This window comes from Pseudochelatococcus sp. B33, from assembly GCF_053570585.1.
The window spans coordinates 109,026-135,720 of record NZ_JBSEFH010000003.1 but is presented as its reverse complement, the minus strand read 5'-3'; the positions used below and the strand labels follow the sequence as shown (position 1 = coordinate 135,720).

The following is a 26,695-nucleotide window of genomic DNA, read 5'->3' as shown; positions in this document are numbered from 1 at the left end:
GTCGCGACATGCCCTCCGGTCCGTCCGCCGATCCCTCGCTCCTCGTCGCGCCGGAGGTGGCCGCAGCGCTGGCGGATGGACGCATGGGCGATCCCTTCGCCGTACTCGGACCACATCGTGTGGGAGAGGCCCTGATCCTGCGCGCCTACGTTCCCGGCGCCCTCGGCGTGGAGGCCGTTTCGCGCGGGGACGGCGGCGTGGTTGCCACGCTGGCCGAAACGACCGCGCCGGGTCTGTTCGTCGGGCAGCTCGCGCGGGAGGAACCTTATGCGCTGCGCATCCGCTGGCCGGACGCGGGTGGAGAGGTGATCGAGGAGCGCGCCGACCCCTACTCCTTCGGGCCGTCGCTGGGCGATCTCGATATCCACCTCATCGCGGAGGGCCGGCATCGCGAGTTGTGGCGCGTGCTCGGTGCGCGGCCGATGACGATCGACGGCGTTGCCGGTGTGCGGTTCGCCGTCTGGGCGCCGAACGCGCAGCGGGTGTCCGTGGTCGGCGACTTCAATGGCTGGGACGGCCGCCGCCACCCGATGCGGCTGCGTCACGACGCTGGCGTGTGGGAGCTCTTCATACCCGGTCTTGCCAACGGAGAGCGCTACAAATACGAGATCCGCGGCGTGCACGGCGTGGTCCTGCCGCTCAAGGCCGATCCCGTCGCCCTCGCCACCGAGGTGCCGCCGGCGACCGCTTCGGTCGTGGCCGACAGGCTCGACTTCGACTGGAACGACAGCGACTGGATGGCCTCGCGCGGCGCGCGGCAGGCCCGGGGCGCTCCGATCTCGATCTACGAGGTGCACACCCTGTCCTGGGTCGGGCGAACGGCCGCCGACACGGCCGGAGGCGAAGCAGCGCTCGACTGGGACGATCTGGCGCGGCGGCTCATCCCCTATCTCGTCGATGCGGGTTTCACCCATGTGGAGCTTCTGCCGGTGATGGAGCATCCGTTCGGCGGATCGTGGGGCTACCAGCCGCTCGGCCTGTTCGCGCCGACTGCCCGGCACGGTCCGCCTGAAGGCTTTGCGCGCTTCGTGGATGCGTGCCATGCCGCCGGCATCGGGGTGATCCTCGACTGGGTTCCCGCCCATTTCCCCGCCGATGTCTACGGTCTCGCCCGGTTCGACGGCACCGCGCTCTACGAGCACCAGGACCCGCGCGAGGGCTTCCACCAGGACTGGAACACGTTGATCTACAACTTCGGCCGCCGGGAGGTGGCCGGCTTCCTGATCGCGAGCGCGTTGTGCTGGCTCGAGCGTTTTCATGTCGACGGCCTGCGCGTCGACGCGGTCGCCTCGATGCTCTACCGCGACTACAGCCGCGCGCCCGGCCAATGGCTGCCCAACATCCATGGCGGTCGGGAGAACCTGGAGGCCATCGATTTCCTGAAGCACCTGAACACGGTCGTGACCGAGCGCTGCGAGGGCGCCATCACCATCGCCGAGGAATCGACAGCCTGGCCGGGCGTGACGCAGCCGGCCGCAAGCGGGGGCCTCGGCTTTTCCTACAAATGGAACATGGGGTGGATGCACGATACGCTCCACTACGTGGCCCGCGATCCGATCCATCGCGCCTATCATCATGGCGAGATCACATTCGGCCTGGTCTATGCGTTTTCGGAACGCTTCGTGCTGCCGATCTCCCACGACGAGGTGGTGCACGGGAAAGGCTCCCTTCTCGGCAAGATGCCGGGGGACCGCTGGCAGCGCTTCGCGAACCTGCGCGCCTATCTCGGCTTCATGTGGGGCCATCCGGGCAAGAAGCTGCTCTTCATGGGCTGCGAGATCGCGGCCCCGCGCGAGTGGAACCACGAGGGCGTGATCGACTGGGATCTCCTCGCCGATCCGCACCATGCGGGGATCCAGCGGCTCGTGCGCGACCTCAACCGCGTCTATCGCCAGTGGCCGGCGCTGCATCGCGGCGATGCCGACAGCAGGGGTTTCCGCTGGATTGTCATCGACGACAACCGCAACAGCGTCTTCGCCTTCCTGCGCGCGGACGAAGGCGAGGCGCCGGTGCTGGTCGTCGTCAACATGACGCCGGTCCCGCACAGGGATTATCGGGTGGGCGTGCCGGTCGCGGGTTTCTGGCGCGAGATCCTCAATACCGACTCGCGGCTCTACGGCGGCAGCGACATGGGCAATGCAGGGGGCGTGATCGCCGCCGATGCGCCGAGCCACGGCCAGCCCTTCTCCCTGGATCTGACGCTGCCGCCGCTCGCCACCATGTTCCTGACGCCGGAGGCCTGATCCATGCCCGCGATGCCTGACCGCCTGGAGCCCGGTTCTCCCTATCCGCTCGGGGCAAGTTGCGATGCGCTCGGGGTGAACTTTGCCGTGTTCTCGGCCCACGCCGAGAAGATCGAGCTGTGCCTGTTCGAGCCGTCCGGCCGACGCGAGATCGCCCGCCTCGCCATGCCGGAATGCACTGACCAGGTGTTCCACGGCTATCTGCCGCTCGGCCGCCCCGGCCTGGTCTACGGCTATCGGGCCTACGGTCCCTACGATCCCCGGAATGGCCACCGCTTCAACGGCTACAAGCTGCTGCTCGATCCCTATGCCCGGGCGCTGGCGGGGCAGGTTCGCTGGTCCGACGCCCTGTTCGGCTACCGGCTCCATTCCAATCGCGGCGACCTGTCCTTCGACCGGCGGGACAGCGCGGCCAGCATGCCGAAGGCGGTCGTGACCGACGACCGGATCGACCGGGATCCTCTGCGCCCGCCGGCCCCCGGTGTCCCCTGGGGCGAGACCGTGATCTACGAGGCCCATCTGCGCGGCCTCACCATGCTGCGCGAGGACATGCGGCCCCATGAGCGCGGCACCTTCGCCGCGTTCCTCGAGCCCGCGGTCATCGACCATCTGGTCAAGCTCGGCATCACCGCCATCGAGCTGCTGCCGGTGCACGCCTTCCTGCAGGACCGGCATCTGCTCGAGAAGGGCCTGCGCAACTACTGGGGTTACAACACACTGGCCTTCTTCGCGCCCGAGCCGCGCTATCTGTCGACGGGCTCGCGCGACGAGCTGCGCATGGCGGTCGCCCGGCTCCATGCCGCGGGCATCGAAGTGATTCTCGATGTCGTGTACAATCATACCTGCGAGGGCAGCGAGCTCGGGCCGACCCTGTCGTTCCGCGGCCTCGACAACGCGAGCTACTACCGGCTGGTGGACGGCGACCCGCGCCACTACGTCAACGACACCGGCACCGGCAACATGCTCGACCTCTCGCATCCGCGCGTGCTGCAGATGGTGATGGATTCCCTGCGGCACTGGGTGAGCTATTACGGCGTCGACGGCTTTCGCTTCGATCTCGGCACTACTCTCGGCCGCGAGAGCTACGGCTTCGATCCCGGTTCCGGTTTCTTCGACGCCCTGCTCCAGGAGCCGGTGCTGGCGGGCCGGAAGTTCATCTCGGAGCCTTGGGACATCGGCCTCGGCGGCTATCAGCTCGGCAACCATCCGCCGGGCTTCGCCGAATGGAACGACAGGTTCCGCGACGGCGTGCGCCGGTTCTGGCGCGGCGATGCCGGCCTGCGCGGGGACCTTGCCGCACGCGTCACCGGCTCGGGCGACTTCTTCGACCGGAATGGCCGCGCCGCGTGGTCCTCCATCAACTTCGTCACCGCCCATGACGGTTTCACGCTCGACGACGTGGTGAGCTACAACGAGCGTCACAACGAGGCCAATGGCGAAAACAACGATGACGGCCACGGTGAGAACCACAGCAGCAACTGGGGCGAAGAGGGACCGACGGAGGACGCCGGCATCCGCGAGACACGCGCGCGCGTGAAGCGGGCCATGCTGACCACGCTGTTCGCTTCCCACGGCACGCCCATGCTGCTCGCCGGCGACGAGGCTTGCCGCACGCAGCAGGGCAACAACAATGCCTATTGCCAGGACAATCCTATCTCCTGGGTGGACTGGGAGCGCGCCGCAACGCCGGAGGCGCAGGCGCTTGCCGCGTTCGTGGCGCGTCTCGTGACCATCCGCCGCGCCTATCCCGTGCTGCGCTGCAGGGCCTTCATGCACGGCCGGAAGGAGATCGCTCCCGGTATCCCGGACATCGGCTGGTTCGACGAGCGCGGCGAGGCCATGACGCCGGAGGCATGGAACGACCCGGCCGGCCGGCGCCTCACCCTGCGCCGCGCGGGCGAGGGCATGGACGGCGGCATCGACGTCGTCGTGCTCGCCATCAACGGATCGAACGAGGCGGCGCCGTTCGTCCTGCCGCCCGTCGGGCTTTCATGGCGGCTGCTCGTCCACAGCGCCGATCCCGAAGCGGAGGAGGCGCATGTCGGGGGAGAGTTCATCGTCGAGGCCCACAGCGCCGCCATATTGGCAGCGCGACCGGAAGGAGAGGGATCATGACCGGTGAACACTTTCGCAGAGCCATGCCGTTCGGCGCCACCGTCACCGACCGTGAAACAGTGTTCCGCCTGTGGGCGCCCGCGCAGCAGGCCGTGTCGCTCGTCGTGGAAGGACAGCCGCCCGTGCCGATGGAGGCGGAAGGCGGAGGCTGGTTCGAGGCGCGGCTTCCCGTCGGCCACGGCACGCCCTATCGCTTCAGGCTCGACGACGGCTCGCTCGTCCCGGACCCGGCGTCGCGGGCTCAGGCGGAGGGCGTCCACGGCCCGAGCCTCGTCATCGATCCGACGGCCTACCGCTGGCGCAACCCCGGCTGGATGGGCCGCCCCTGGGCCGAGACGGTGCTCTACGAGCTGCACGCCGGCGTATGCGGCGGCTTCCGTGGCGTGGCCGCACGCCTGCCCGGCCTCGCGGAGCTCGGTGTCACGGCCGTGGAACTGATGCCGGTCGCCGACTTTCCGGGCCAACGCAACTGGGGGTATGACGGTGTGCTGCCGTTTGCACCCGACACTGCCTACGGCTCGCCGGAGGATCTCAAGGCGCTCGTCGACCGGGCGCATGATCTCGGCCTGATGATCTTCCTGGATGTGGTCTACAATCATTTCGGACCCGACGGAAACTATCTCGCCGCCTACGCGCCGGATTTTTTCCGGCACGACAAGGCGACGCCCTGGGGGCCGGCGATCGACTTCCGCCAGCCGCAGGTGCGCCGCTTCTTCACCGAGAACGCGCTCTACTGGCTGATGGAATACCGGTTCGACGGCTTGCGTCTCGACGCGGTGCACGCCATCGGCGAGCCGGATTGGCTCGACGAGATGGCTGATGAAGTGCGGCGCGCGGTCGAGCCCGGCCGGCGTGTCCATCTGGTGCTGGAGCATGACGGCAACGTCGCCTCTCATCTGGCCGGCGGCTTCGATGCCCAGTGGAACGACGATGCCCATCACGCCCTGCATGTCCTGCTCACGGGCGAGACCGAGGGCTATTACGGCGACTATGCATCGGCTCCGTCGAAGGCGCTGGCGCGGGTCCTGGCCGAGGGGTTCGCCTATCAGGGAGAACCGTCGCCCCATCGCGGCAACGCGCTGCGCGGCACGCCGAGCGGCGCGCTGCCGCCGACGGCCTTTGTGCTGTTCCTGCAGAATCACGATCAGATCGGCAACCGGGCGCTCGGCGAGCGGCTGACCACCCTCGCCGATGCCGGGGCCATCGAGGCGGCCGTCGTCCTGCAGCTTCTGGCGCCACATATCCCGCTGATCTTCATGGGCGAGGAATGGGGGTCGAAGGCCCCGTTCCTGTTCTTCACCGACCACGGCCCGGAACTGGCCGATGCAGTGCGCGAGGGAAGGCGAGGGGAGTTCGCCTCCTTCGCTGCCTTCAGCGACCCGCAGGCGCAGGCACGCATTCCGGACCCGAACGACGAGGCGACCTTCCTGCGGTCCGACCCGGCTCCCTTCGACCCGTCCGATAGGGGGCAGGCGAAGCGGCTGTCCCTTTATTCCCGGTTGCTCGCGATCCGACGGGAAGCGCTGGTTCCGCGGCTCGACGGGGCGTGCGCACTCGGGGCGGAAGCGATAGGCCCCGCCGCCGTCGCCGCCCGCTGGCGCCTCGGCGACGGCGCGATCCTGACGATCGTCGCCAATCTCGGCGAGGACGCCGTCGTGACGGCGCCCGCCGCAGGCCCGCTCCTGTTCGAGAGCCGGGAGGGTGCGGCGTCCGCGTTGGCGGGCGGTCTCGTCCCGGCGCGTACGACCGTCGTCCTGCTCCCCCCGGTGAAGGAGGAGGGTGCATGACCACAGTGCCGGACGAAGCCCTGCGCGCCCTGGCCGCCAGGGCCGGAATCGCCGTGGAATGGGAGGATGCCGCCGGTGCGCCGAAGGTGGTCGGCGTCGATACGCTGCGCCACCTGCTCGCGGCCATGGACCTTCCTTGCGGCACGGCGGGGCAGCTGAAGGCGAGCCTGCACCGGCTCGACGAAGAGGCTTCGGCTCCTCCCGCGCTTGTGGTCGGGCACGCCGGGACGGGCACGCGGTGGCCCGCCGGCCTCGCGTCGGGGCCGTTCCGCATCACCCTGGAGGACGGCCGCATCCTGGAGGGACAAGCGGGCGCCCCGGCCCTGCCGGCCATCGACCTTGTCGGCTACCACCTTCTGGAAGTCGCAGACCGCGCAGTCACCCTTGCCATCGCGCCGCCGCGCTGCTTCGGCATCGCCGACGCCTGCGCCAGCCAGCGGGTGTGGGGGCTCGCGGCCCAGCTCTACGGCCTGCGCCGCCGGGGAGACGGCGGTATCGGTGATTTCACCGGCTTGGCAACGCTCTGCGAGAGCATAGCGGAATGGGGATGCGACGCCGTGTCCATCGGCCCGGTCCATGCGCTGTTCACGGCCGCGCCCGGCCGGGCGAGCCCCTACTCACCGTCGAGCCGCCTGTTCCTCAACCCCCTCCATGCGGATCCACGCGCCATTGCGGACGCGCGGACCCTGGATGCCGCGATCGGTGTCGCGGGCGTTCGCAACACGCTCGGGCGGCTGGAGACGGCGCCGCTCGTCGACTGGGATGCCGCCGGCCGCGCCAAGCTCGCCGTCCTGCGGGAGGTGTGGTCGCTCATCGCCCCTTCGCTCGCGGAAGGCGCCAGCGGGCTCGGCGACGATCTCCGCGCCTTCACGGCGCGCGGCGGCCAATCCCTGCGCGATCATGCGACCTTCGAGGCGCTGCATGCCGGGCGATTGGCCGCGGATCCGGCGGATGGGCATTGGCACCGCTGGCCGGGCGAGTTCAAGGACCCGCGCAGCGGAGCCGTCGCCGTCTTCGCGCGCGAGGCAACCGATGAAATCGCCTTCCACATCTTCCTGCAATGGCTCGCCGACCGCAGTCTTGCCGGCGCCCATGCCGCCGCGCGCGCGGCCGGCCAGCGCATCGGCCTCATCGCCGATCTCGCCGTCGGCACCGACGGCGACGGCAGCTATGCCTGGAGCCGCCAGGGCGACGTCATGAACCGGGTCGAGATCGGCGCGCCGCCCGACCTGTTCAACCCCCAGGGGCAGGCATGGGGACTGACTGCCTTCTCCCCGCGCGCGCTGACGCGGCAGGGCTTCGCCCCCTTCATCGAGGCATTGCGCGCGGCCCTGCGCCATGCGGGAGGCCTGCGCATCGATCACGTGCTCGGCCTTGTCCGGCTGTGGCTGGTACCCGAGGGCGCGCCGCCAAGCGACGGCGCCTATCTGCGTTTTCCTTTCGAGACCCTCTGCGCATTGATCGCTCTCGAGTCCCATCGTCACCGCGCCGTCATCGTCGGCGAGGACCTCGGCACGGTGCCGCGCGGTCTGCGCGCGGACCTCGCCGCCGCGGGGCTTCTGGGCATGCGCGTGCTGTGGTTCGAGCGCGACGGCGAGGATTTTCTCGATCCCGCCGCCTGGCCGTGCCCGGTGGCCGCCATGACCTCTACCCACGATCTGCCGACCGTGGCCGGATGGTGGAGCGGGCGTGATATCGCCTGGCGCCGGCGGCTCGGTCTGTCCGCAGCAGCCGGGATCGACGCCGCGGAGGAGGATGAACGCCGCTCCACGGACCGACAGGCCCTGTGGGCGGCCTTCCGCCGGGCCGGAACCGCATCCGGCCCGGCGCCGGCGCCGGACGCGGCTGCGGGCGCTGTGGCGACGGCAGCCATCGACTTCGTCGCACGCACTCCGGCCGAGCTTGCCCTCATTCCCGTGGAGGATCTGCTCGCCATGCCCGAGCAGCCCAACCTGCCGGGAACGACAGACGAGCATCCCAATTGGCGGCAGCGCCTTCCGGGGGAGACGGCGGGGCTGCTTGCAGCACCCGGTCCCCGCGAACGGCTCCGCCGGCTCGCCCGCGAAAGGCCGCGCTCATGATCCCGCATGCCACCATGCGCCTGCAGCTTCACGCTGGCTTCACCTTCGCCCACACCGAGCAGCTGGTGCCTTATATGGCCCGGCTCGGCGTGAGTCATCTCTACGCCTCGCCGATCCTGACCGCGCGGCCGGGCTCGCCGCACGGCTATGACGTGGTCGATCCGACACGCGTCAGCACCGACCTCGGCGGCGAGCCGGCCCTTGCCGCGCTTGTCCGCGCGCTGCGAGCCCACGGGATGGGACTCATCGTCGACAGCGTGCCGAACCACATGGGTATCGGACCGGATAATCCCTGGTGGATGGACGTTCTGACCTTCGGACCCGACAGTGCCTATGCCGGGTTCTTCGACATCGACTGGCAGGCCGCCTTCGAGGACGGCCGGCCGCGGATCGTGCTGCCCGTGCTCGGGGCGCCGCTGGCGGAATGCATCGCGAAGGGAGAGTTCCGCCTTAAGGTTGGCGCCGACGGGGCGCTCGCCATCGCCCATGGCGCGCAGCGCTTTCCGCTGACGCCGGCCAGCACCGCCGGGTTCGATCCGAACGAGGACATCGCGCCCGAGCGGCTGGCCGATCTGCTCAACCGGCAGCATTACCGCCTCGTCCATTGGCGCGAGGCCGGCGACCGCCTCAACTGGCGGCGATTCTTCGATATCAACGAGCTGGCCGGCCTGCGGATCGAGGAGCCGAAGGTCTTCGAGGCGGTTCACGCCACCCTGTTCCGCCTTTATGGCGAGGGCCTGATCGACGGGTTTCGAATCGATCATATCGATGGCCTGACCGATCCGCGGGGTTACTGCCGCCGCCTGCGCGACCGGCTCAGCCAACTGGCGGCCGAGCGTCCCGCGTCCGCACCGGCCGGCTGCTACCTGGTCGTCGAGAAGATCCTGGCGGACCGCGAGGAGCTTGCGGCCGATTGGCAGGTCGACGGAACAACGGGCTACGACTTCATGAGCGACGTGACGGCGCTGCTGCATGACCCCGCCGGAGAGGAGCCTCTGACTGCGCTCTGGCGCTCCACAAGCGGCCGCGCGGCCGATTTCCATGCCGAGGAGCTGGCGGCGCGGAGCGAATTGCTGGACGGCAGCCTCAAGCCCGAGTTCGAGCGCGCCGCGAAGGCGCTCGATGCTGTCGCGGGCCGCGATCCCGTCGGATTGCGGCGGGCGCTGCGCGCCTTCGCTGTGCATTTTCCGGTCTATCGCACCTACGCGGGGCTCGACGGCCGGCCCGCCAGCGACGGCTGGGCGGTGAGGGAAGCGCTCGACGGCGCAGCGGAGGGAGGCGGGGCAGCTCTGCTTGGCGATCTGGATCGCTGGCTTGGCGGCGAGGCTCCTTCTACTCTTCCGCCCGGTCCGGAGCGGACCGGGCGCCTTGTCGCCATCCAGCGTTTCCAGCAACTCACCGCGCCCCTGGCCGCCAAGGCCGGAGAGGACACCGCCTTCTATCGCTACGGCCGGCTGCTGTCGCGGAACGAGGTCGGCTCCGATCCGGGACGTCTCGCGCTGGCCCCCGGCGAGTTCATCATGCGGGCGCAGCGCCGGGCGGCACGCTTCCCGCATGCGATGCTCGCGACCGCGACGCATGACCACAAACGCGGCGAGGACGTGAGGGCACGCCTCGCGGTCCTCTCCCACTGTCTGGATCTCTGGGGGCAGACGGCGATGCGATGGATCGCGGCCCACGCGCCGCTGCGCGAGCGTCTCGCCGCGCCGGAACCCGCCGATGCCTATATGCTTTATCAGACAATCGTCGGGGCTTGGCCGCTCGATCTCGATCCAGGGGATGCACAGGGCCTCGCGGGCTTCACCGAACGTCTCGCCGGCTGGCAGGAAAAGGCCCTGCGTGAGGCGAAACTGCGCACAAGCTGGTCCGCGCCGGACGCAGCCTACGAAGCGGGCTGCAGGGCCTTTCTCGCTGCCCTGCTCGATCCGTCGAATACCTTTGTGAAGGAGGCGGCGGCCTTCGTCGCGACGATCGCGCCCGCCGGCGCGGCCGGGAGCCTCGCACAGGTCCTGATCAAGCTGACCACGCCCGGCGTACCCGACATCTATCAGGGAACGGAATTCTGGGATTTCAGCCTGGTCGATCCGGACAACCGCAGGCCCGTTGATTTCGCTGTGCGTGACGCCACCTTGGCCGGGGAGATTCCCCCTGGCGATCTTCTCGATCACTGGCGCGACGGGCGGCTGAAACAGGCCGTCATGGCCCGCATCCTGGCCATACGGCAGATGCAACCGCAACTCTTCGCGGACGGCAAGTTGCTGCCGCTCGACGTCTCGGGCCGCCACGCCGACCGTATCCTCGCCTTCGCACGCGCGAAGGGCAAGGACATGGCCCTCGTCGTCGCCTTGCGCGCGCCTTGGGGTCTGGTGGATCGTGAAGCGCCACGCGTCGTTCCCGACGCCTGGGAAGATACCGCCGCCGAGATGCCGGCCGGACTGCGAGGTCCGTGGCGCAATCTCTTTTCCGGCACGAGATACGACGGCAGCCGCCTCATGCTCGGCGCCATCATGGAAGGACTACCGATCGCGTTGCTGGGCGCCTGATCAGCTTCCGTACAAATCCCTCCGCGGCACACAGGTCTGGGGAGGTCTTTATTCAATGCTTGAGGATCTGGCTGAGGAAGAGCTTCGTCCGCTCGTGCTGCGGGTTGTTGAAAAACGCGTCCGGTTTGCCCTGTTCGACGATCTGGCCGGCATTCATGAAGATCACCCGGTCGGCGACCGCGCGGGCGAAGGCCATTTCGTGGGTGACGCAGACCATGGTCATGCCCTCGCGGGCGAGGCTCGTCATGGTTTCCAGCACCTCGGAGACCATTTCGGGATCGAGCGCGGACGTGGGTTCGTCGAAGAGCATGACCGCCGGCTGCATGCAGAGCGAACGGGCAATCGCCACGCGCTGCTGCTGGCCGCCGGAGAGCTGCACCGGATACTTGTTCGCCTGCTCGGGAATGCGCACGCGCTCCAGGAACTGCAAGGCTGTCTTGCGGGCTTCCACTTCGGAGACGCCCTTGATCCACATCGGCCCAACCATGCAGTTCATCAGCACGGTCATGTGCGGGAAGAGGTTGAAGTGCTGGAACACCATGCCGACGTTCTTGCGCACCTCGCCAACGTTGCGCATCCTGTCGTGCAGGGTGATGCCGTTGACGACGATATCTCCCTGCTGATGCGCCTCCAGCCGGTTGAAGCAGCGGATCAGCGTCGATTTTCCCGAACCTGACGGCCCGCAGATGACGATGCGCTCGCCCCTTTCCACCGTCATGCTCACGTCGGTCAGCACGCGGAAGGCGCCGTACCATTTGGAGACGTTGCGGACGTCGATGATCTTTTCGCTCATCGCACTTTGCTCCTCGCGTAATGACGCTCGATGCGTGACTGGATGAGCTCGAGGCAGATCGACACGGTCCAGTAGAGCATGGCGGCGGAGATCAGCATCTCCATGTGCTGGAAGGTCTTCTGGCCGAGCGTGCGCGCCAGGAACATCAGCTCCCAGACCCCGATGACCGAGACGAGCGAACTGTCCTTCAACATCGAGATGAACTGGTTGCCGGTGGGCGGGATAATGACGGGCAGCGCCTGCGGCAGGATGATCTTGCGCATGGTGAGCCCGAAACCGAAGCCGATGGAGCGCGAGGCTTCCCACTGGCCACGGTCGATGCTCTGGATGCCGGAGCGGAAGATCTCCGTCATGTAGGCGCCGTAGCAGAGCGAAAGCGCCAGGATGCCGGCCGGCACCGCATCGATAATGAAGCCGAGCTGCGGCAGGCCGAGATAGATGAGATAGACCTGCATCAGCAGCGGCAGGCCGCGGAAGAAGGAAGTGTAGAAGCTTGCGATCGCGTAGGCGAAACCATTCGCGGAGAGCTTCGCGACTGCGCCGAGAATGGCGATGGCAGACGCGATCACGATCGAAATGGCAGACACGTATATCGTCGTGAAGAGACCCTGCGCGATGAGAAAGGGCAGCTTTTCCGCGATGAACGGCAGGCTGAGATTGAAGGTCTTGAAGAAGGCGAGGAAGAGCAGCAGCAGTTCAAGCCAGACGACCGCGACCTGCACCTTCAGCGGCGCGAAGCCGATCAGCACGATGTTGAGGCAGAAGACCACCGCGACGACGAAGGCGATGGCGAGGCGGCCGTAGAGGCCGCTCTCTGCCGGCTCGCCGATCACGGGCCGCATCAGCTCGCCCATCGTCGTTCCCGCCAGGTCGAAAGCGAGGAAGAAGACAAAGACCACCGCAAACAGGACGGCGACGAACCAGGGTTTGTGGACGAGGACTTCAGATTCGACGGTATCCGGATACAGCATCTCCGCTCCTTCAGGATTGAGCGCGGGCCCGAATCCGGGCCGCGCGCGCCGGTGGATGTTACTGCGTGACCGTGTAGTCGACACCGTACCACTTGACGGAGAGCTTGCTCAGCGTGCCATCGGCCTGCATGGCCTTGACGGCCTCGGCGATCTTCTCGCTCAGTTCCTTGTCGCCATGCTCGACGGCAACCGCCAGCGGCTCGAAGAAGACCGGCTTGCCGAGCTGCTTGATCGGGTAGCCAGCCTTTTCGGCATCAAGGATGCTCGGCAGCGAGGAGACGACGGCGTCGAGGCGCGTGCCGTCCCCGAGGCGCAGGTCGTCGAAGGCAGTCGTGGAGTTGGCGTAGGATTTCACCTCACCCGGCTTGAACTCGTAGGTGAAGGCGGGCGCACCGGCCGCATCCAGCGTCAGGTCCTGGTTCGCATAAGATTCGAAGGTCGAGGTCGCCGTCACGCCCACCCTCTTGCCGTCGAGATCGGCAAACTTTTCGGCCTTGCTATCCCTGTGCACGGCGACGGCGGCGGGGGTGTAGTAGTAGACGGCCGGGAAATCGAAGAGTTCGCCGCGTGCCTTGGTCGGCGTCATCGAGCCCACATGCATGTCCCAGCGGCCCTGCCACTTGCCGGCCGTGATGATGTCCCAGCCGGGCGTCACGAACTCGACAGAGACGCCGAGATGCTTGCCGATCTCCTTGGCGATGTCGACATCGAAGCCGTCCATCTCGTTCTTGTCGTTGACGAAGGACTGCGGCGCCCAGTTGGCGTCGGTCGCGACCTTCATCGTCTTGGCGGCGAGTACGCGGTCCAGCACGGCGCCGGCCCTTGCCGGCACGGCCGCGAGCGAAAGGGCGAGAGAGGCGGCGAGCGCGGTAATTGTAGAAGTCCTGATCATGCGTTTTATTCCCTCTGTCTGTTGTCGTTTCGTCGACGGCGCGGGATCCTCTCCCTGCCGTTGTGTGTGATCTTGCGGCCTGTCGTCCATCCCGTCTTCCGGCGTTCCCAAGCAGCGCCCGCCGCCCGGCTCCGCCGAAATGACGGAAATCAAATCGCATCCTCCGCCGAACGGCTTCGCCCCTTTTTGCGCAGCGTCTCATTCATGAGCTGGCTCCGTATGGCTCAGGAAATCGCCGATGGCATCGGCAACCACATCGGGCGCTTCGATGAGGATGGAATGGCGGAGGCCCGGCAATATGGCGAGCTGCGATCCCGGGATGCGCTCGTGCATATAGCGGGCCATGCGCGGGTTGGAACCCACATCGTCCTCGCCGGTGGCGATCAGCGTCGGACAGCGGATCTGATCGAGGAAGCCGCCGAAATCCGTTTCGGCCAGCACCCGGTAGGCGGAGGCGTAGCAATCCGGATCGTTTTCCGCGTCTCGCGCCCGAAGCCAGGCGATGACGTCGGGATGGGCTTCCTGGAACGCCTCCGTCAGCCAGCGGGAGAGCGAGGCGTTGTGGTGGTCGGCCGGCGTGCCGGCCTGGAGCGCGGCAAGCCGCGCCAGCACGCGCTCGCGTTCCTCCGGCGTGCGACCCGCGACGGTGGAGAGCAGCACGAGCCGGCGCAGGCGCGGAAGATGCGTCAGCGCGAGGCGCTGGGCGATGAGGCCGCCGAGCGAGAAGCCGGCGAGGTTGAAGGTCGAAAAGCCTGCCGTATCGGCAAGCGCCAGCGTCTCGGCCACGAAATCATCGATCTCGTAGCGGCCCTTGATGCGGCTGGACCCGCCATGCCCTCTCAGGTCGAAGGTGAGGATCGTGAAACAGTCCTTCAACCGTTCGACGACGCCCGACCAGGCTTCCAGATAGGAGCCGACCCCGTGGATGCAGACGAGGGGCTCGCCACCATCGCCGTCGATGCGATAACGGAGCGTGATATCGCCGACCCGGTGCTCTTGCATCTCCGCCATGATCAGCGCCCCGCCGCCGCCCGCTTCTGCTCGCTCTCGCGCGCAGCGAAGACGGGCATGACTTCCTTGGCGAAAAGCTCGATGGTCCGCTTCTGCAACTCGAAAGGCAGGTTGAAGATGAGGCCGAGGCAATACTGGTCGACGCCGGCCGCCTCATAGGCCATGAGCTTTTCGATCACTTCATCCGGCGTGCCGAACATCAGGTTCTTGCGGATGCTCTCGGGATTGTAGTTTTCCTTGCCCCTCACGGCCTCGTAGGGCACCGCCTCGGGGAAACCATCCTTCACCGTGCCGATATTCTGCATCAGGTTCTCGAAGGCGCGGCCATAGTCCATGCTGTGCTGCACGGCCCGTTCCCAGCCGTCCGGCCGGTCATAGACACAGGTGCGCCGCTGCATCATGAAACGCGGGCGCGGCACTTCCGGATGGTCGGCAACGGCCTTGTGGAACTTGTCGGAGAGCACCTGGATTTCCGCGGCCGGCGCCGAGAGCGGCGTCGAAAGGATGCTGGCGCCGTTGGTGATCGCCCAGTCGAAGGTGCCGGGATCGCGGGCGGCCACCCAGATACGCGGATGCGGCTGCTGGAGCGGCTTGGGCACGGCGGCCGTGATCGGAAACTTCCAGTAGTGCCCGTCATGGGCGTAGTCGCCAGCCCACAGTTTCTTCACCACCGGCACGAGCTCCTTCATGTAGGCGACGCCCTCCTGCTGCGGCACGCCGCCCGCCATGCGGTCGAATTCGTACTGGTAGGAGCCGCGCGCGATGCCGAATTCCAGGCGCCCGTTCGTCAGGTGGTCGCAGAGTGCGGATTCTCCGGCAAGCCGGATCGGGTTCCAGTAGGGCGCGACCAGCGTCGAGGTGCCGAGCCGGATGTTTTGCGTATGCTGCGCCAGCCAGACGAGCGTCTGGAACGGGTTCGGCGAGATGGTGCATTCCAGCGTGTGGTGCTCGGCCGTCCAGAGCATCTCGAAACCGCCCTCATCCGCCATGCGGGCCAGCGTCAGGAGATTGCTCTTCACCGTGTCCATCGACACATCCGGCGAGAAGCGTTCCATCGTGAGCGAAACTGCGAACTTCATGGGTTCTGCCTTTCCGTGTCTGTCTATTTGAGGCGGATGACGAAGGGGTCCTGCATGACGCCGGAATAGTCGATGATGACGTTCTTCAGCCGCGAGAACTCGTACATGACCTCGAAACCGCCGCGCCGGCCGTAGCCGCTCTCCTTGAAGCCGCCGTTGGCGGACATGAAGGAGGCAGAGCGGTAGGTGTTGATCCAGACCGTGCCCGCATCGATGCGGTTCGCGAAGCGCAGCGCCCGGTCGATATCCTTCGTCCAGATGCCGGAGGCGAGGCCGTAGCGCGTATCGTTGGCCAGCTCGATCATCTCCTCCTCGTCGCGGAACGGCATGACGCCCACCACCGGCCCGAAGAGTTCGTCGCGCATGAAGGTCATCTCGTTTTGCGCATCGACCATGACGGTCGGCTCGAAATACCAGCCGCCCGGCGCAAGCTCCACCTTCTGCGGCCGCCCACCCCCAATGGCGACCTTCGCGCCTTCCTTCACACCTGCAGCGACATAGGACTCGACCTTGGAGAGCTGATCTGCCAGCGCCAGCGGGCCGATATCGGTATCGTCAACCGTCGGAAGACCGACCCGGATGCGCCGGGTGCGCGCAACCAGCGCATCGACGAATTTGTCGTAGGCGCTCGCCTCGACGAAGCAGCGCGAGCCGGCGACGCAGGTCTGGCCGGCCGCGGCGAAGACCCCGGAGACGACGCCGTTCACCGCATGCTCGATGTCGACATCGCCAAAGACGACATGGGGGGACTTGCCGCCAAGCTCCATGGAGCAGGGAACGAGGTTCTGCGCCGCATTGCCCGCGATGCGCCGGCCGGTCGCTGTGCTGCCGGTGAAGACGTATTTCGCGACGCCCGGATGACGGGTCAGGGCCTCGCCCGCGCTCTTGCCGGTCCCCGTTACCACGTTGACGACGCCCGCCGGGAAGCCGGCCTCGTGAATGAGTTCGGCAAGCGCCAGCGTCGAGGCCGTCGCATGCTCGGAGGGCTTGATGACGACCGTGTTGCCGATGGCGAGGCACGGCGCGAGCGTGCCGGTGAGCAGCATCAGCGGCGAGTTCCACGGCGTGATCATGCCGACGACGCCGAGCGGTTCGCGCAGGTTGATGTTCAGCGTGTCGAGCCGGTTGATCGGGATGGTGTCGCCCTGCAGCTTGTCGGCCATGCCGGCGAAATAGTGGTAGCTGTCCGGCATGGCGCGCATCTGGGCGCGCGTCTCCTTCAAAAGTTTGCCGTTGTCGCGCGTCTCGATCTCGGCGAGCGCATCGGCATTGGCGTGGACAAGTTCGGCGAGACGCCGCACGAGGGCGCCGCGGTCGGTCTGCGTCATACGCCGCCAGGCGGGGTTGCGGAAGGCAGCGCTGGCGGCCGCAACGGCGGCCTCCACGTCGTCCGCGTCGGCTTCGGCGAATTCGTACCAGGGCTTGCCCGTCGTCGGGTCGTAGCTCTCGATGTAGTTGCCGTTCTTCGGCGCCACGAATTCACCGCCGATGAACAGGCGCCGGCGCGAGCCTTCGATGGTGCTGACTGTCGTCTTCATGTCATTGTCCTTGGTCTTGGGAGGCCGGGAGCCAGGCACGGGCTTGCCCGTCGAGCATCGCGACGCGGCCGCCGTCGTCGGAATCCATGTAGATGCCGAAGCGGCCCGCCTGCCGTTCCTGCACGTAGCGCCGCAGCATGGAACGCAGTTCGTGCGTCGCGATCGCGTCGTAGGGAAGGTCGTCGAGGGGGAAGAAACGGAGGGTGTCCGGCAGGCTGATCGCCATCCCCGCGCTCGCGAGCCGGGCGCGATAGACGAGGTAGCCGGGATCGCTGTCGGCGACGTCGAAGACGGAATAGAGGAAGGTCTCCTCCGGCACGAGACGCAGCGCATCGCCACCGTCCAGCACCAGTTCGCTGTCGGCCTTGCGGCGCCGCGCCGAGGGCAGCACCCAGCCGCCCTTGCCGTCCGAACGCAGCAGCAACCCGTCGCCGGCTTCGATGAGATAACCGATGATCATGCCGTGCGAGGCCAGCCAGCCGTTCGGCAGCGGATCCTTCACGCTGGCGTAGCGTCCGCGGCAGAAGCCGAGCGGCGCGGTGGGGCTGGTGCCGAAGGCACGCACCCGACCGATCAGAATTGCGTGGTCGCCGGCATCGACCGAATCGTGGAGGCTGCAATCGAACCAGGTCAGGCTGTCCGTCAGCACCGGCGCGCCCGTATGCACCCGGTCGTGGTTGACCGACTGGAACTTGTCCGGCGACTTGGAGGCGAAGATCGCCGACACGTCAACCTGACCTTCATGCAGGATGTTGACCGCGAAACAGTCGGCCGCCGTGAAGGCCGTGTAGCTGGAGGCCGACTTGGCGACGCAGACGAGCAGGAGCGGCGGGTCGAGCGAGACGGAGGTGAAGGAATTCGCCGTCATGCCGCGCGGCGTACCGTCAGCCTCAAGCGTGGTGATGACCGTGACGCCGGTGACGAAGGTGCCGAAAGCCCGGCGAAGCGCGATGGGATCGATCGGTGCATCCTGTGCTGCCGCCTGCTCCGCCATGCCGTCGATCTCCTCCTCGGTTCGTTGGGAAGAAGCTATCCACCACAGACGGCTGCTGCTTCCTGCTGAACGGAGGATGTGGAGAAGGAGTTCTGCTGCGGTTCGGAGGAGAGGACGAACAGGCCGGCAAAGCCTTCCGCGCGCTCAGCGCTCGCCGAAGGCGTGGTTGTCGATGACGCTATAAAGGCGAAGGGCAAGCTCCACAGAAAAGCGCCGTTCCGGTGTTTCCATATCGATGCCGAAGAGTTCCTGGATGCGCGCCAGGCGGTAGCGCAGCGTCGTCACGTGCAGGCCGAGGCGGTCGGCGCAGGCCTGGCTGCGGCAGCCTTCCTCCAGATAGGCGGAAAGCGTGTCCAGGTAGGGCGTGCCGTTCTCCCGATCGTGTTCGGCGATCGCCCCGACGCTATCGCGGACGAAACTGCGGACGTCGCCGACATCGGCGGCGGAAACGAGCATGGGCAGCGGCCCGAAATCCTGCGTGGAAAGCGCACCCGTCAGCCCGAAGGAGCGGCCGATGCGGATCATCCGGCTGCACCGCTCCCAGGCCGTGGCGTAGTCGTCAAGACCCGTGCAGCGGCTTCCGACGACCACGATCGGCGCCTCGTCGAAGTAGCGGCCGAGTTCGTCGGCGATGCGGCGCATGAGCCTGGTCGTGCGCTCCTGCCGGCGGCTCGCCTCATGCCGCATGAGGCAGACGACGCCGCCTTCGATGGCCACAAGCCCGGCTTCGATCGAGGCCTGCTGCATGATGCGGGACAGCGTGTGCTCCACATCGACGGAGCCGCCGCCGAAAGCCTTGGCGCGCTCCGGGAAGTCAACCACGATCATCTGCTGCGGCAGGGCGAGATCGAGGCCGAGCCGTGCCGCGCGCTGGCCGACATCGGCCGCATCGCGCCAGCGCCGCTCGACGATCTCGAAGAAGAGTTCGCTCTGCGTGTGCGTCTCGAAGCGGAAGCGCAGGAAGCTGCGCATCATCTGGACGCTGAGCGCGAACTTGGCGCTGTCGAGCATGAGCTGGTCCAGCTCGCCTTCGGCGGCCGCGGAAGGGAAGATGACGAGCGCGCCGACCAGCTGGCGGTCCACCGTCAAGGGTTCGACACGGGCGGAGACGCGCAGCCGCCGCGCGCCGTCATCGAGGAAGATCGGTGCTGTCTCCGTTCTGCCGCGTTCCACCGCCTCCCGCGCCGCCCGGGTGAGCACCCGAGCAAAAATCGTCTGTGCCGCTTCCTGCCAGGCCGCATCGTCGAAATCCGCGGGCAGCGGCGAGCGGCCGGCGATCACCTGGTTGACCGTGAAGTCCACGACGATGAGCGAATTGGGCAGCAACCTTCCCACCATCATGGCGAGCGAGGAGACGGAACCGTCGCTGAGCACGTGCTCCAGCAGCGAGGTGTGCGCCGCCAGCGCCCGGTCGAGCCGCTCCGAAGCGCGTTTCTCCGCCGCCAGGCGATGCTGCTTTTCCACCGCGATCGCGCCAAGATGGATGATCGTTCCGAGGAAGGCGAGGTCGTCCTCCGTCACCTCGGTCACCGTGCGGGCGATCACGCTCAGGACCATCGGCCGGCCTTCCGCATCGGCGCAGTCCATCGGCATGACGAGCACGGTCCGGTAGTCGCGTTCGAAGGCCTCCCTGCGGTAGCCGGGGAACTCGACGCTCTCGCGCGCATCGCGGATATAGACGGGCTCGTTGCGCTGGAGCGCGATCAGCGATGGGCTGGTGGCAAGCTCCCAGCGGTCTGGCAGGTCGCGGTGGATGAGCGTCGGATCGTGCCGGACGATGACATGGGCGTAGCCGTGCGCTGCGTCGATGCCCATGATCGAGCCGAGCGCCCAGTTGGCGTGCCTGCAGGCGGCCGCAATCAGGTGCTGCAGCACCGTCGCGAGGTCGCCGCCGCTGTTGATCTGGCTCGCCGCGTCGCGCAGCGAGAGTATCCGTGATTTCTGATCCAACGCGCCGCGCACTCCCGTCGTTAGCCTGGATAATGCGCCGCAACACCTGTGAAATCTACTTGTTTTCGGAGGAGGACGAGCGAGAGCTTTCCTGCGTATGAGAGGAAGACCGCGCGCCACCCTGCGTTAGGCTGGCGGCAAGTTCAACAGACGGCGGAAAAGACATGGCGCTCGGCATCAGAAAGATCTGCACCTTCCTTGAGGAAACCCATATCGAGGGCGGCAAGGCCACACCGCGGCCGGTCAACATCGTCGTCGTCGCTGCTGTCATCCGGAATCCCTGGGCCGGACAGGGGTTCGTCGAGAATCTCCGGCCGGAGATCATCCGCATCGCCGGGCCGCTAAGCGAGGAGATGACGCGCCGGCTGCTCGCGCAGATGCCGGCGGAAAAGATCGAGAGCTGCGGCAAGGCGGCCGCCGTCGGCGTCAACGGCGAGATCGAGCACGCCTCGGCGATGATCCATACCCTGCGCTTCGGCAATCCCTTCCGCACCGCAATCGGCGGCACGAACTACCTGGAATTCGCCAATACGCGCAACGCGGCGGGTGCGCTCCTCTCCCTGCCCATGATGCACAAGAGCGAGACCGGCAAGCGTTCCCATTTCCTCACCGCCAACTTCCAGATCGCAGACGCGCCCCATCCGGACGAGATCATCGTGTCCATCGCCGCCGCCGACGGCGGGCGCCCGCATGCCCGCATCGCCGACCGGTTCCAGGACATCGCGGAGATGGAGGCGGAGATCGCCGCAAGTGTCGGCAAGGCCTGAACCGGGCAGTGCAACCCCGTGCCCGAAAGGTCGCTTACCTGCCTCCGCCCGAAGACGGGGATCGCAGGCCGGCGAGAAGGCAACTTACATGCCGATGGTGTTGTGACGATCACTCAACGGAGTAGCCGGCGGAATTCTTATGGCGACTCGCAAAAGGGGGAGTGGACATCCCAGGGTGGACATCCCAGGACTGCGGAGCGACGTGTCGCTGTGAGCGATGTTCAAGGCTTCGGGCCACGGGTGGGACGAAGCCTACATGATACGGCATCCCGACGATCCGCCTTGTTTTTCCTATGCGGACGCTTCCTCGGCATAGTGCGATCGTAAGGTATTGCCACGATAGTCGGTCCTGTAGAGACCGCGCTTCTGGAGGATTGGAATGACGTTGTCGACGAAGTTGGTCAGTCCCGTTGGGTTCAGGTTGCCCATGTTGAAGCCGTCAGCGGCCCGGCTGACAAACCAGTCCTCGAAATCGTCCGCGACTTGCTCGGGCGTTCCGACAAGCACCCTGTGGGTTCCGCCTGCGCCCGAAGGCTGTCGCTCCAGCAGTTCGCGCACCGTTGGCTGTTCCTCGCGGATCAGTCCGAGAAGCGCCTGAATGATCCCCTGCTTTGCGGCGCGTGACGGTGCGCGGCGAATGATATAGTCCGGGACTTTGCGGTCCAGTTCAAGCTCGGACGGTTCCGCGCCCAAAAGCTTGGCGAGGTTTCTGACGGCAGCGTCCTCGCTGGTCGCGCTGCGGAGCGAATCCTTGAGGTCTCCGACCTCCTTTTGCGTGCTGCCCAGATAGACATAGACGCCGGGGCAGATTTTAAGCGCATTCGGATCGCGGCCGAATCGCGCCATTTTTGCTTTGACGTCGGCATAGAAGGATTGACCGTCCGCTTTGACCAGGGCGTGAGCAAAGACCGCATCGGCGGTTCTGGCCGCCAGCAGCCTGCCTTCCTCGGATTGGCCCGCCTGAAAGAGGATCGGATGCTTCTGAGGCGTTCGCGGCAACTGGAGGGGCCCGCGGACATCGAAGAATTCGCCTTTATGGTGGAGCGGCGTCGGACGCGTGACCCCCAGCTTGGCGGCAACCTCCTCATCGAGCTGGTGGGCGCCGTAATCCCAGGATTCCCATAAGCCGATCACGACATCCACGAACTCTTCCGCGCGGCGGTAACGATCCGCCGGGACCGGCAGCGCCGAAAGGCCGAAATTGAACGCGGCCTCCTCGTTGTAGGACGTGACGACGTTCCAGCCCGCGCGTCCTCCCGAAATATGATCGAGCGTCGAGAACTGACGGGCGACATTGTATGGTTCGCTGAATGTGGTCGATGCGGTTGCGACGACGCCGATCTGGCTGGTCACGGCGGCGATCGACGACATGACCATTGCCGATTCCAGCGAGGGCTGCTTTTTCTTGCCGTCGCGCAGTCCAAGGGTATCGGCGAAGAAGATGGCATCGAACTTCCCGCGTTCCGCGATTTTCGCGATTTCCTGATAATAAGTGATGGCGAAGACGCCGTCCCCCTTCGCGAAAGGGGGACGCCAGGCCGGGCCGTGAACGCCGGCGCCATTGCCGTGGAAATTCAGCTTCAGTTGTCTCTTTGACATGACGGCACCACGAGCCTCCTGGGGTTGCTTACTTCGCCGTTCCGAAGATCGGCTCGACGATTTCCTCGAAATACCGCCGTTGGGTGTCCGCGCTTTCAGCGGCCGCGAGCGGCTGATAGCTGTAGTCGGATTGGTCGGGCAGGCCCGTTGGCGTGGGAGCGCCCGGCGTTGTGGGATACTCGTAGAGCGTCGCGTAAAGGCGCTGAGCCGTCGGCGTATAGAGCCAGGTCAAAAGAAGCTTGCCGGCGTCCGGCGATGGAGCGTCCTTAAGCAGGCCGAGCGGGGACAGCCGGAGAACACCTTCCTTGAAGGGTGCGGCAGCGATCGGCGCGCCGCGATCCGCCAGGCGTGCTGCAACCTGATTGGGTCCCCAGATGCCAAAGGCATAGCGGCCCTGTGCAACGAGGTTCACACTGGAGGATGCCTTGACCTGACGATCTGACGGGGGAACGAAATCGGCCAGCTTCTGGATCGTCTCGACACTGATGGCGTCGTTGGACAGAAGGATGGCGATAGCCTCGTCGATGGATTCCACGCCGGTCGGCTGGGCGATGGTCACTTGGCCGCGCCACTTGTCGATCAGGATGCCTTCGATTGTATCGGGCACTTCGTCGGCTGGGACCAGATCGGTGTTGTAAACGAGACCGAACAGCTTCCGGACAGGCGAGGCGAAATAGCCGTTCTCGTCGCGCACATCGGTTCCCAGCTTCAAAGTGGTGACCGGTTCGAACTGCTCCACATACCCGGAATCGATATATTCGTCGGGATCGCCGACGACGTCACCCTGGCGATTTCCGCTGGCGAATTCCGCTTCGAGGCGGGCGGCGAGCGCGGCGCCGGATATTTGCGTGCCAAGGACGGTTATTCCGGGAAAGGTCCTTTCGAATTCGCGCAGGAGAATGCCGAGGCCGTCATTGGGATCGGTAGGCGCGCCCGCTGAATAAAGATTGACCGTTGTCTTGCCCGACGTGATGGCGGCCTCATAGAGTTTGGTGATCGCGGCGAGTTCCTCGTTGCTGACGCCTTCGAGCCCGGCGGCGTTCGGGTCCAGCTCGGCGTGGACTGGCCGACCGAATACGACGATCAGCAGAATAAGCGCCCCGAGCAGCGCGTAGGAGGCCTCTTTCCACCCCGCCCTTTCGCGCGAGGCCATTGCATCAAATGACATTTTCAAGCTCCCTGGTGATTGATGAGTTGGATATCGGCTGGTGGGGGGATGCGGCCCCGACATTGTGGGCCAGGAGCGGAATCACGTTTCGTGGGGCGATCGCGACGTCGATCTCGCTGCCAGGAATGACAGGCAGATCGTCCCCCCGATCCAAGACCCGCGACAGCAGGCGCCCTTCGTTTCTGAAGAGGGAATATTCCAGCGACTCGCCCAGATAGGCGATGTCCGTCAGCTGGACCGTCAATACGGTCGACCGGTTCGCTCCCGCTGTCGAAGCCGCTCCCCCTTTTCGTGCGAGCGGCACGAGCGAAGAGGCACGAAAGGCAAGCTGGAGCGGCTGGCCCTTGGGGATCGAAACCTTGCTTTCGGCGCTGAAGAGCGCGTCCAGCTTGGGTACATAGGCCTTGATGAGGTTGCCGTCCGACCCTTCCGCCACAGCGTCCAGAATGTTCTCGTAGCCAAGGAAGCGGGCCGCGAAGGCGCTTACCGGCTTGTGGAAGACTTCCCGCGGCGTGCCGATCTGCTCGATATTGCCGCCGTTCATGATCAGCACGCGGTCGGCCATGGTGAGCGCCTCGATCTGGTCATGGGTGACGTAGAGCGTGGTCGTCTGCACCTGTCGGTGAATATCGCGCAATTGCTTGCGCAAGGCTGTCCGGCGCTCGGCGTCGAGATTGGAAAGAGGTTCGTCGAGCAGCAGCAGCTGCGGCGAAGCGACGAGCGCCCGCGCGAGAGCCACGCGCTGTTGCTGCCCTCCTGAAAGATCCGTCGAAGGGCGCTTCGCCAAATGCGCCAGCCCCACAAGATCGAGGATATCGGCGACGCTTTTTCTAATCTCGGAAGCAGGAAGCCGACGAATCCGAAGAGGATACGCCACGTTTTCGAACACTGTCATATGAGGCCAGAGCGCGTAGCTTTGGAAGACAAGCCCCAGGTTTCGCCGCTGGGTCGGAACCGCTATCGACCGCGCCGTGTCGTGGACCACCTGGCTTCCGATCGAGATGCGACCGTCACTTGGTGTCTCCAGCCCGGCCAGGGATCTCAGGACCGTCGTCTTGCCGCAACCGCTTGGGCCGAGCAGAACGACGAATTCACCCTCCGAGATGAGCAGGTTGAAATTTGACAAGACCGTCGTCACGCCGAACGTCTTCCGCAATTTTTCGATACGGACGACACTCATGGCTGGACCCTTCCAATTTCTGCGGCATCGCGCTTTTCCTGTTCACGGATTCGCCACCCCCAGAACGACTTCAAGCCGCCATAAAGGGCCGCGTTTATGAGGATGAAGAGCAAGATCAGCGTCAGCAGGGCCGCCGCCTGTGACTCCAATGCGCCCTCGAAAAGATTGTAGATTTGGATGGAAACTGTACGGGTGCCCGCGGAGCTGAGCAGCAGCGGGGCGTCAAGATCACCGATGATCATGATCGCCGCCAGAAACCAGGCAAAGAGCAGGCTGGGCAAAAGCAGCCGCGCGGTAATCCCCACGAGAACCCTCAGCCGGGACGCGCCGCTGATCCGAGCCGCCTCCTCCAGTTCTCTTGAAACCTGCCCGACGGCACCCGCCGCGATCTGGACCGAAACCGCCAATATGCCCACGATGAATGCGATAAGAAGCAGCCAGATCGTACCGTAAATCTGGCGAATTCCGGGGAGGGATGCGACAGCCCAGATTAAGGCGAGGGAGCCCACGATACCCGGCATCGCCAGTTGCAGGAATGTGCTGCCTTTGAGAACGGCGCCGATCCGGGGATCGCCGTGGCGGGTCACGTAGGCGATGACGAATGAGAGCGTCACCCCGAGAAAGCCTCCCAGCCCAGCAGCGACAGCGGTGGTGTAGATGACGCTGGGCATTTCGGGATTGGCGACGATGGCCTGATAGTTGGCGAAGCTGAAGTTCCTGTAGACGCCCGGAAACGGCAGGAATGAGGAGAATACGATGGCGCCCAGGGGCAATGCGACGGCGAACACTATATAGAGAACCACGAAAATCGCCGCCGGCGCGCGCCACTGCCCAAGGCTCCACCGGGTCTGGCGATATGATTTGCCGGTGACCGTCACATAGCTGCGCCGTCCAATGACCGTGTACTGCACGATAAGGAGCAGCACGATCAAGCCGGTGAGCAGAAGCGCCAGCGCGCTGGCGTCGGAATAGCGGGGAGGGTTGTAAAGCTGGAGCGTGCGCAGAATGCGGACGCTGAGAAAGGACAGATCGGCGCTGGAGCCGAGGATGAGCGGGATGTTGAAGGATTTTATCCCGGTAACCAGTCCGATCAGAACGACGCTGGTGAAGATCGGCGTGAGAAGACGGGCGTTGATGGTCCATAAGGTGCGCGGAAGCGAAGCCCCTGCGGCAAGGGCTGCTTCTTCATGAGAGCGGTCCAGAGCCCGAAAAGGGCCCACCAGGAAGAGGTAGAGGAAGGCGGCGGTGTGTAGGGAATCGACAAAGATCATCCCCCACCAGGATTCGACGTTGACGATTGCCTGCCGGGTGCCCGTCCACTGGAAATAAAGGACATTGACGACGCCGGTATATCGGTTGGCGAGAAGACTGTAGCCAATGGCATAAAACACCGTCGACGTCGCCGCACAGACGAGAACCGCCGGGGTTATCAGCCGCCGGAAGGGAGTATCGGTACGCTCTGAGAGGAAGGCGAGAATCGCCGCGATCGCAACACCGAAGATCGTGGTCCAGATCGCGAACTCGACGGAGTTGGACAGGGCGTTGGAGCGATTAATCTCTTCCCACATCCGGCCAAACGCATCCAGTGACCACTCTCCGCCTCCCTGCAGGGGAGACGTGGTGCGCAGTGAGCCTACTGCCAGCATGATGAGCGGCCAGATCAACAGCGCGAACAAAAGTCCGATCAGCAGCCCATACCCGAGAAGGTTTGGCCACCTGCGGGCAAATGACACGACGATATCGAGCAGCGAGACGCGCCTGTCCCGATGGGGCGTGGGGGCTTCGATTTGTGGCTGTAAGAGCATCAGGATGAGGGCGGCCTAAATATATTAATTCTATAATTTTTACAGAATTTATATCCTGTTGTCAATACGCTTTCCGCTTCGTCTCGGTGCTCTAAAAGCGGGCAGGCTCGTCCCTCTTGCTTTGCGTAACCGACCCTGTTCCCTGACCCTGCCGGCGGAGAAAACGTTACCAACACGCA

General features: G+C 65.8%; 18 protein-coding genes. 6 read left to right on the top strand and 12 right to left on the bottom strand.

From position 1 onward, the window contains the following. Positions 1-8 precede the first annotated feature (8 nt). Genes glgB through treY form a run of 5 tightly spaced genes read left to right on the top strand, consistent with a single transcriptional unit; the run spans position 9 to position 10,769 of the window. Entirely contained in the window at positions 9-2,243 is a 2,235-nt protein-coding gene (glgB, locus tag ACUSIJ_RS04170; protein WP_449307280.1) for a 1,4-alpha-glucan branching protein GlgB, read from the top strand. 3 nt (positions 2,244-2,246) lie between these two features. Then, entirely contained in the window at positions 2,247-4,358 is a 2,112-nt protein-coding gene (gene glgX / locus ACUSIJ_RS04165; RefSeq protein WP_449307109.1) for a glycogen debranching protein GlgX, read from the top strand. Beyond that, on the top strand, positions 4,355-6,145 hold the full coding sequence (gene treZ / locus ACUSIJ_RS04160) for a malto-oligosyltrehalose trehalohydrolase (protein WP_449307108.1): 1,791 nt from the start codon (positions 4,355-4,357) through the stop codon (positions 6,143-6,145). The genes glgX and treZ overlap by 4 nt, the downstream gene beginning before the upstream one ends. Continuing rightward, positions 6,142-8,226 carry a 4-alpha-glucanotransferase gene (gene malQ / locus ACUSIJ_RS04155; RefSeq protein WP_449307107.1) on the top strand — a complete coding sequence of 695 codons (2,085 nt, stop codon included), beginning with the start codon at positions 6,142-6,144 and terminating at the stop codon, positions 8,224-8,226. Before treZ ends, malQ begins: the two co-directional genes overlap by 4 nt. Then, on the top strand, positions 8,223-10,769 hold the full coding sequence (gene treY / locus ACUSIJ_RS04150) for a malto-oligosyltrehalose synthase (RefSeq protein WP_449307106.1): 2,547 nt from the start codon (positions 8,223-8,225) through the stop codon (positions 10,767-10,769). Before malQ ends, treY begins: the two co-directional genes overlap by 4 nt. 52 nt (positions 10,770-10,821) lie before the next feature. On the opposite strand, the gene ACUSIJ_RS04145 is transcribed toward treY, so the two are convergent. The 8 genes from ACUSIJ_RS04145 to ACUSIJ_RS04110 form a co-directional block, all read right to left on the bottom strand. Beyond that, complete coding sequence (locus tag ACUSIJ_RS04145; RefSeq protein WP_449307105.1) at positions 10,822-11,562, bottom strand: amino acid ABC transporter ATP-binding protein; 741 nt, start codon at positions 11,560-11,562, stop codon at positions 10,822-10,824. Further along, positions 11,559-12,533: an amino acid ABC transporter permease gene (locus ACUSIJ_RS04140; RefSeq protein ID WP_449307104.1), complete on the bottom strand. Its 975-nt coding sequence runs from the start codon at positions 12,531-12,533 to the stop codon at positions 11,559-11,561. The genes ACUSIJ_RS04145 and ACUSIJ_RS04140 overlap by 4 nt, the downstream gene beginning before the upstream one ends. 58 nt (positions 12,534-12,591) lie before the next feature. Next, entirely contained in the window at positions 12,592-13,425 is an 834-nt protein-coding gene (locus ACUSIJ_RS04135; RefSeq protein WP_449307103.1) for a transporter substrate-binding domain-containing protein, read from the bottom strand. 198 nt (positions 13,426-13,623) lie between these two features. Next, complete coding sequence (locus ACUSIJ_RS04130) at positions 13,624-14,436, bottom strand: alpha/beta fold hydrolase (protein WP_449307102.1); 813 nt, start codon at positions 14,434-14,436, stop codon at positions 13,624-13,626. Positions 14,437-14,438: 2 nt separating this feature from the next. Beyond that, entirely contained in the window at positions 14,439-15,515 is a 1,077-nt protein-coding gene (locus ACUSIJ_RS04125) for an LLM class flavin-dependent oxidoreductase (protein WP_449307101.1), read from the bottom strand. 23 nt (positions 15,516-15,538) lie between these two features. Then, complete coding sequence (locus ACUSIJ_RS04120; protein WP_449307100.1) at positions 15,539-17,053, bottom strand: aldehyde dehydrogenase; 1,515 nt, start codon at positions 17,051-17,053, stop codon at positions 15,539-15,541. Between the two features lies 1 nt (position 17,054). After that, entirely contained in the window at positions 17,055-18,047 is a 993-nt protein-coding gene (locus ACUSIJ_RS04115; RefSeq protein WP_449307099.1) for a flavin reductase, read from the bottom strand. Positions 18,048-18,191: 144 nt separating this feature from the next. Then, positions 18,192-19,997: a helix-turn-helix domain-containing protein gene (locus tag ACUSIJ_RS04110; protein WP_449307098.1), complete on the bottom strand. Its 1,806-nt coding sequence runs from the start codon at positions 19,995-19,997 to the stop codon at positions 18,192-18,194. 164 nt (positions 19,998-20,161) lie between these two features. On the opposite strand from ACUSIJ_RS04110, the gene ACUSIJ_RS04105 reads away from it, so the two are divergent. Beyond that, positions 20,162-20,764 (top strand): amino acid synthesis family protein, encoded by a 603-nt coding sequence (locus ACUSIJ_RS04105; RefSeq protein WP_449307097.1) that lies wholly within the window; start codon positions 20,162-20,164, stop codon positions 20,762-20,764. A 291-nt stretch (positions 20,765-21,055) separates the two neighbouring features. On the opposite strand, the gene ACUSIJ_RS04100 is transcribed toward ACUSIJ_RS04105, so the two are convergent. The 4 genes from ACUSIJ_RS04100 to ACUSIJ_RS04085 are packed head-to-tail and all read right to left on the bottom strand — an operon-like array spanning position 21,056 to position 26,516. Then, positions 21,056-22,363 carry an LLM class flavin-dependent oxidoreductase gene (locus ACUSIJ_RS04100; RefSeq protein ID WP_449307096.1) on the bottom strand — a complete coding sequence of 436 codons (1,308 nt, stop codon included), beginning with the start codon at positions 22,361-22,363 and terminating at the stop codon, positions 21,056-21,058. Positions 22,364-22,391: 28 nt separating this feature from the next. Then, positions 22,392-23,594, bottom strand: a complete 1,203-nt coding sequence (locus ACUSIJ_RS04095) for an ABC transporter substrate-binding protein (protein WP_449307095.1) — start codon at positions 23,592-23,594, stop codon at positions 22,392-22,394. Next, positions 23,521-24,711: an ABC transporter ATP-binding protein gene (locus tag ACUSIJ_RS04090; RefSeq protein ID WP_449307094.1), complete on the bottom strand. Its 1,191-nt coding sequence runs from the start codon at positions 24,709-24,711 to the stop codon at positions 23,521-23,523. The genes ACUSIJ_RS04095 and ACUSIJ_RS04090 overlap by 74 nt, the downstream gene beginning before the upstream one ends. After that, complete coding sequence (locus tag ACUSIJ_RS04085; RefSeq protein ID WP_449307093.1) at positions 24,708-26,516, bottom strand: ABC transporter permease; 1,809 nt, start codon at positions 26,514-26,516, stop codon at positions 24,708-24,710. The genes ACUSIJ_RS04090 and ACUSIJ_RS04085 overlap by 4 nt, the downstream gene beginning before the upstream one ends. Positions 26,517-26,695 lie beyond the last annotated feature (179 nt).

Bases quoted from the DNA above. Each gene is read 5' to 3' on its own strand.
- glgB (WP_449307280.1), top strand. From the start codon at position 9: ATGCCCTCCGGTCCGTCCGCCGATCCCTCGCTCCTCGTCGCGCCGGAG.
- glgX (WP_449307109.1), top strand. From the start codon at position 2,247: ATGCCCGCGATGCCTGACCGCCTGGAGCCCGGTTCTCCCTATCCGCTC.
- treZ (WP_449307108.1), top strand. From the start codon at position 4,355: ATGACCGGTGAACACTTTCGCAGAGCCATGCCGTTCGGCGCCACCGTC.
- malQ (WP_449307107.1), top strand. From the start codon at position 6,142: ATGACCACAGTGCCGGACGAAGCCCTGCGCGCCCTGGCCGCCAGGGCC.
- treY (WP_449307106.1), top strand. From the start codon at position 8,223: ATGATCCCGCATGCCACCATGCGCCTGCAGCTTCACGCTGGCTTCACC.
- ACUSIJ_RS04145 (WP_449307105.1), bottom strand. From the start codon at position 11,562: ATGAGCGAAAAGATCATCGACGTCCGCAACGTCTCCAAATGGTACGGC.
- ACUSIJ_RS04140 (WP_449307104.1), bottom strand. From the start codon at position 12,533: ATGCTGTATCCGGATACCGTCGAATCTGAAGTCCTCGTCCACAAACCC.
- ACUSIJ_RS04135 (WP_449307103.1), bottom strand. From the start codon at position 13,425: ATGATCAGGACTTCTACAATTACCGCGCTCGCCGCCTCTCTCGCCCTT.
- ACUSIJ_RS04130 (WP_449307102.1), bottom strand. From the start codon at position 14,436: ATGGCGGAGATGCAAGAGCACCGGGTCGGCGATATCACGCTCCGTTAT.
- ACUSIJ_RS04125 (WP_449307101.1), bottom strand. From the start codon at position 15,515: ATGAAGTTCGCAGTTTCGCTCACGATGGAACGCTTCTCGCCGGATGTG.
- ACUSIJ_RS04120 (WP_449307100.1), bottom strand. From the start codon at position 17,053: ATGAAGACGACAGTCAGCACCATCGAAGGCTCGCGCCGGCGCCTGTTC.
- ACUSIJ_RS04115 (WP_449307099.1), bottom strand. From the start codon at position 18,047: ATGGCGGAGCAGGCGGCAGCACAGGATGCACCGATCGATCCCATCGCG.
- ACUSIJ_RS04105 (WP_449307097.1), top strand. From the start codon at position 20,162: ATGGCGCTCGGCATCAGAAAGATCTGCACCTTCCTTGAGGAAACCCAT.
- ACUSIJ_RS04100 (WP_449307096.1), bottom strand. From the start codon at position 22,363: ATGTCAAAGAGACAACTGAAGCTGAATTTCCACGGCAATGGCGCCGGC.
- ACUSIJ_RS04095 (WP_449307095.1), bottom strand. From the start codon at position 23,594: ATGTCGGGGCCGCATCCCCCCACCAGCCGATATCCAACTCATCAATCA.
- ACUSIJ_RS04090 (WP_449307094.1), bottom strand. From the start codon at position 24,711: ATGAGTGTCGTCCGTATCGAAAAATTGCGGAAGACGTTCGGCGTGACG.
- ACUSIJ_RS04085 (WP_449307093.1), bottom strand. From the start codon at position 26,516: ATGCTCTTACAGCCACAAATCGAAGCCCCCACGCCCCATCGGGACAGG.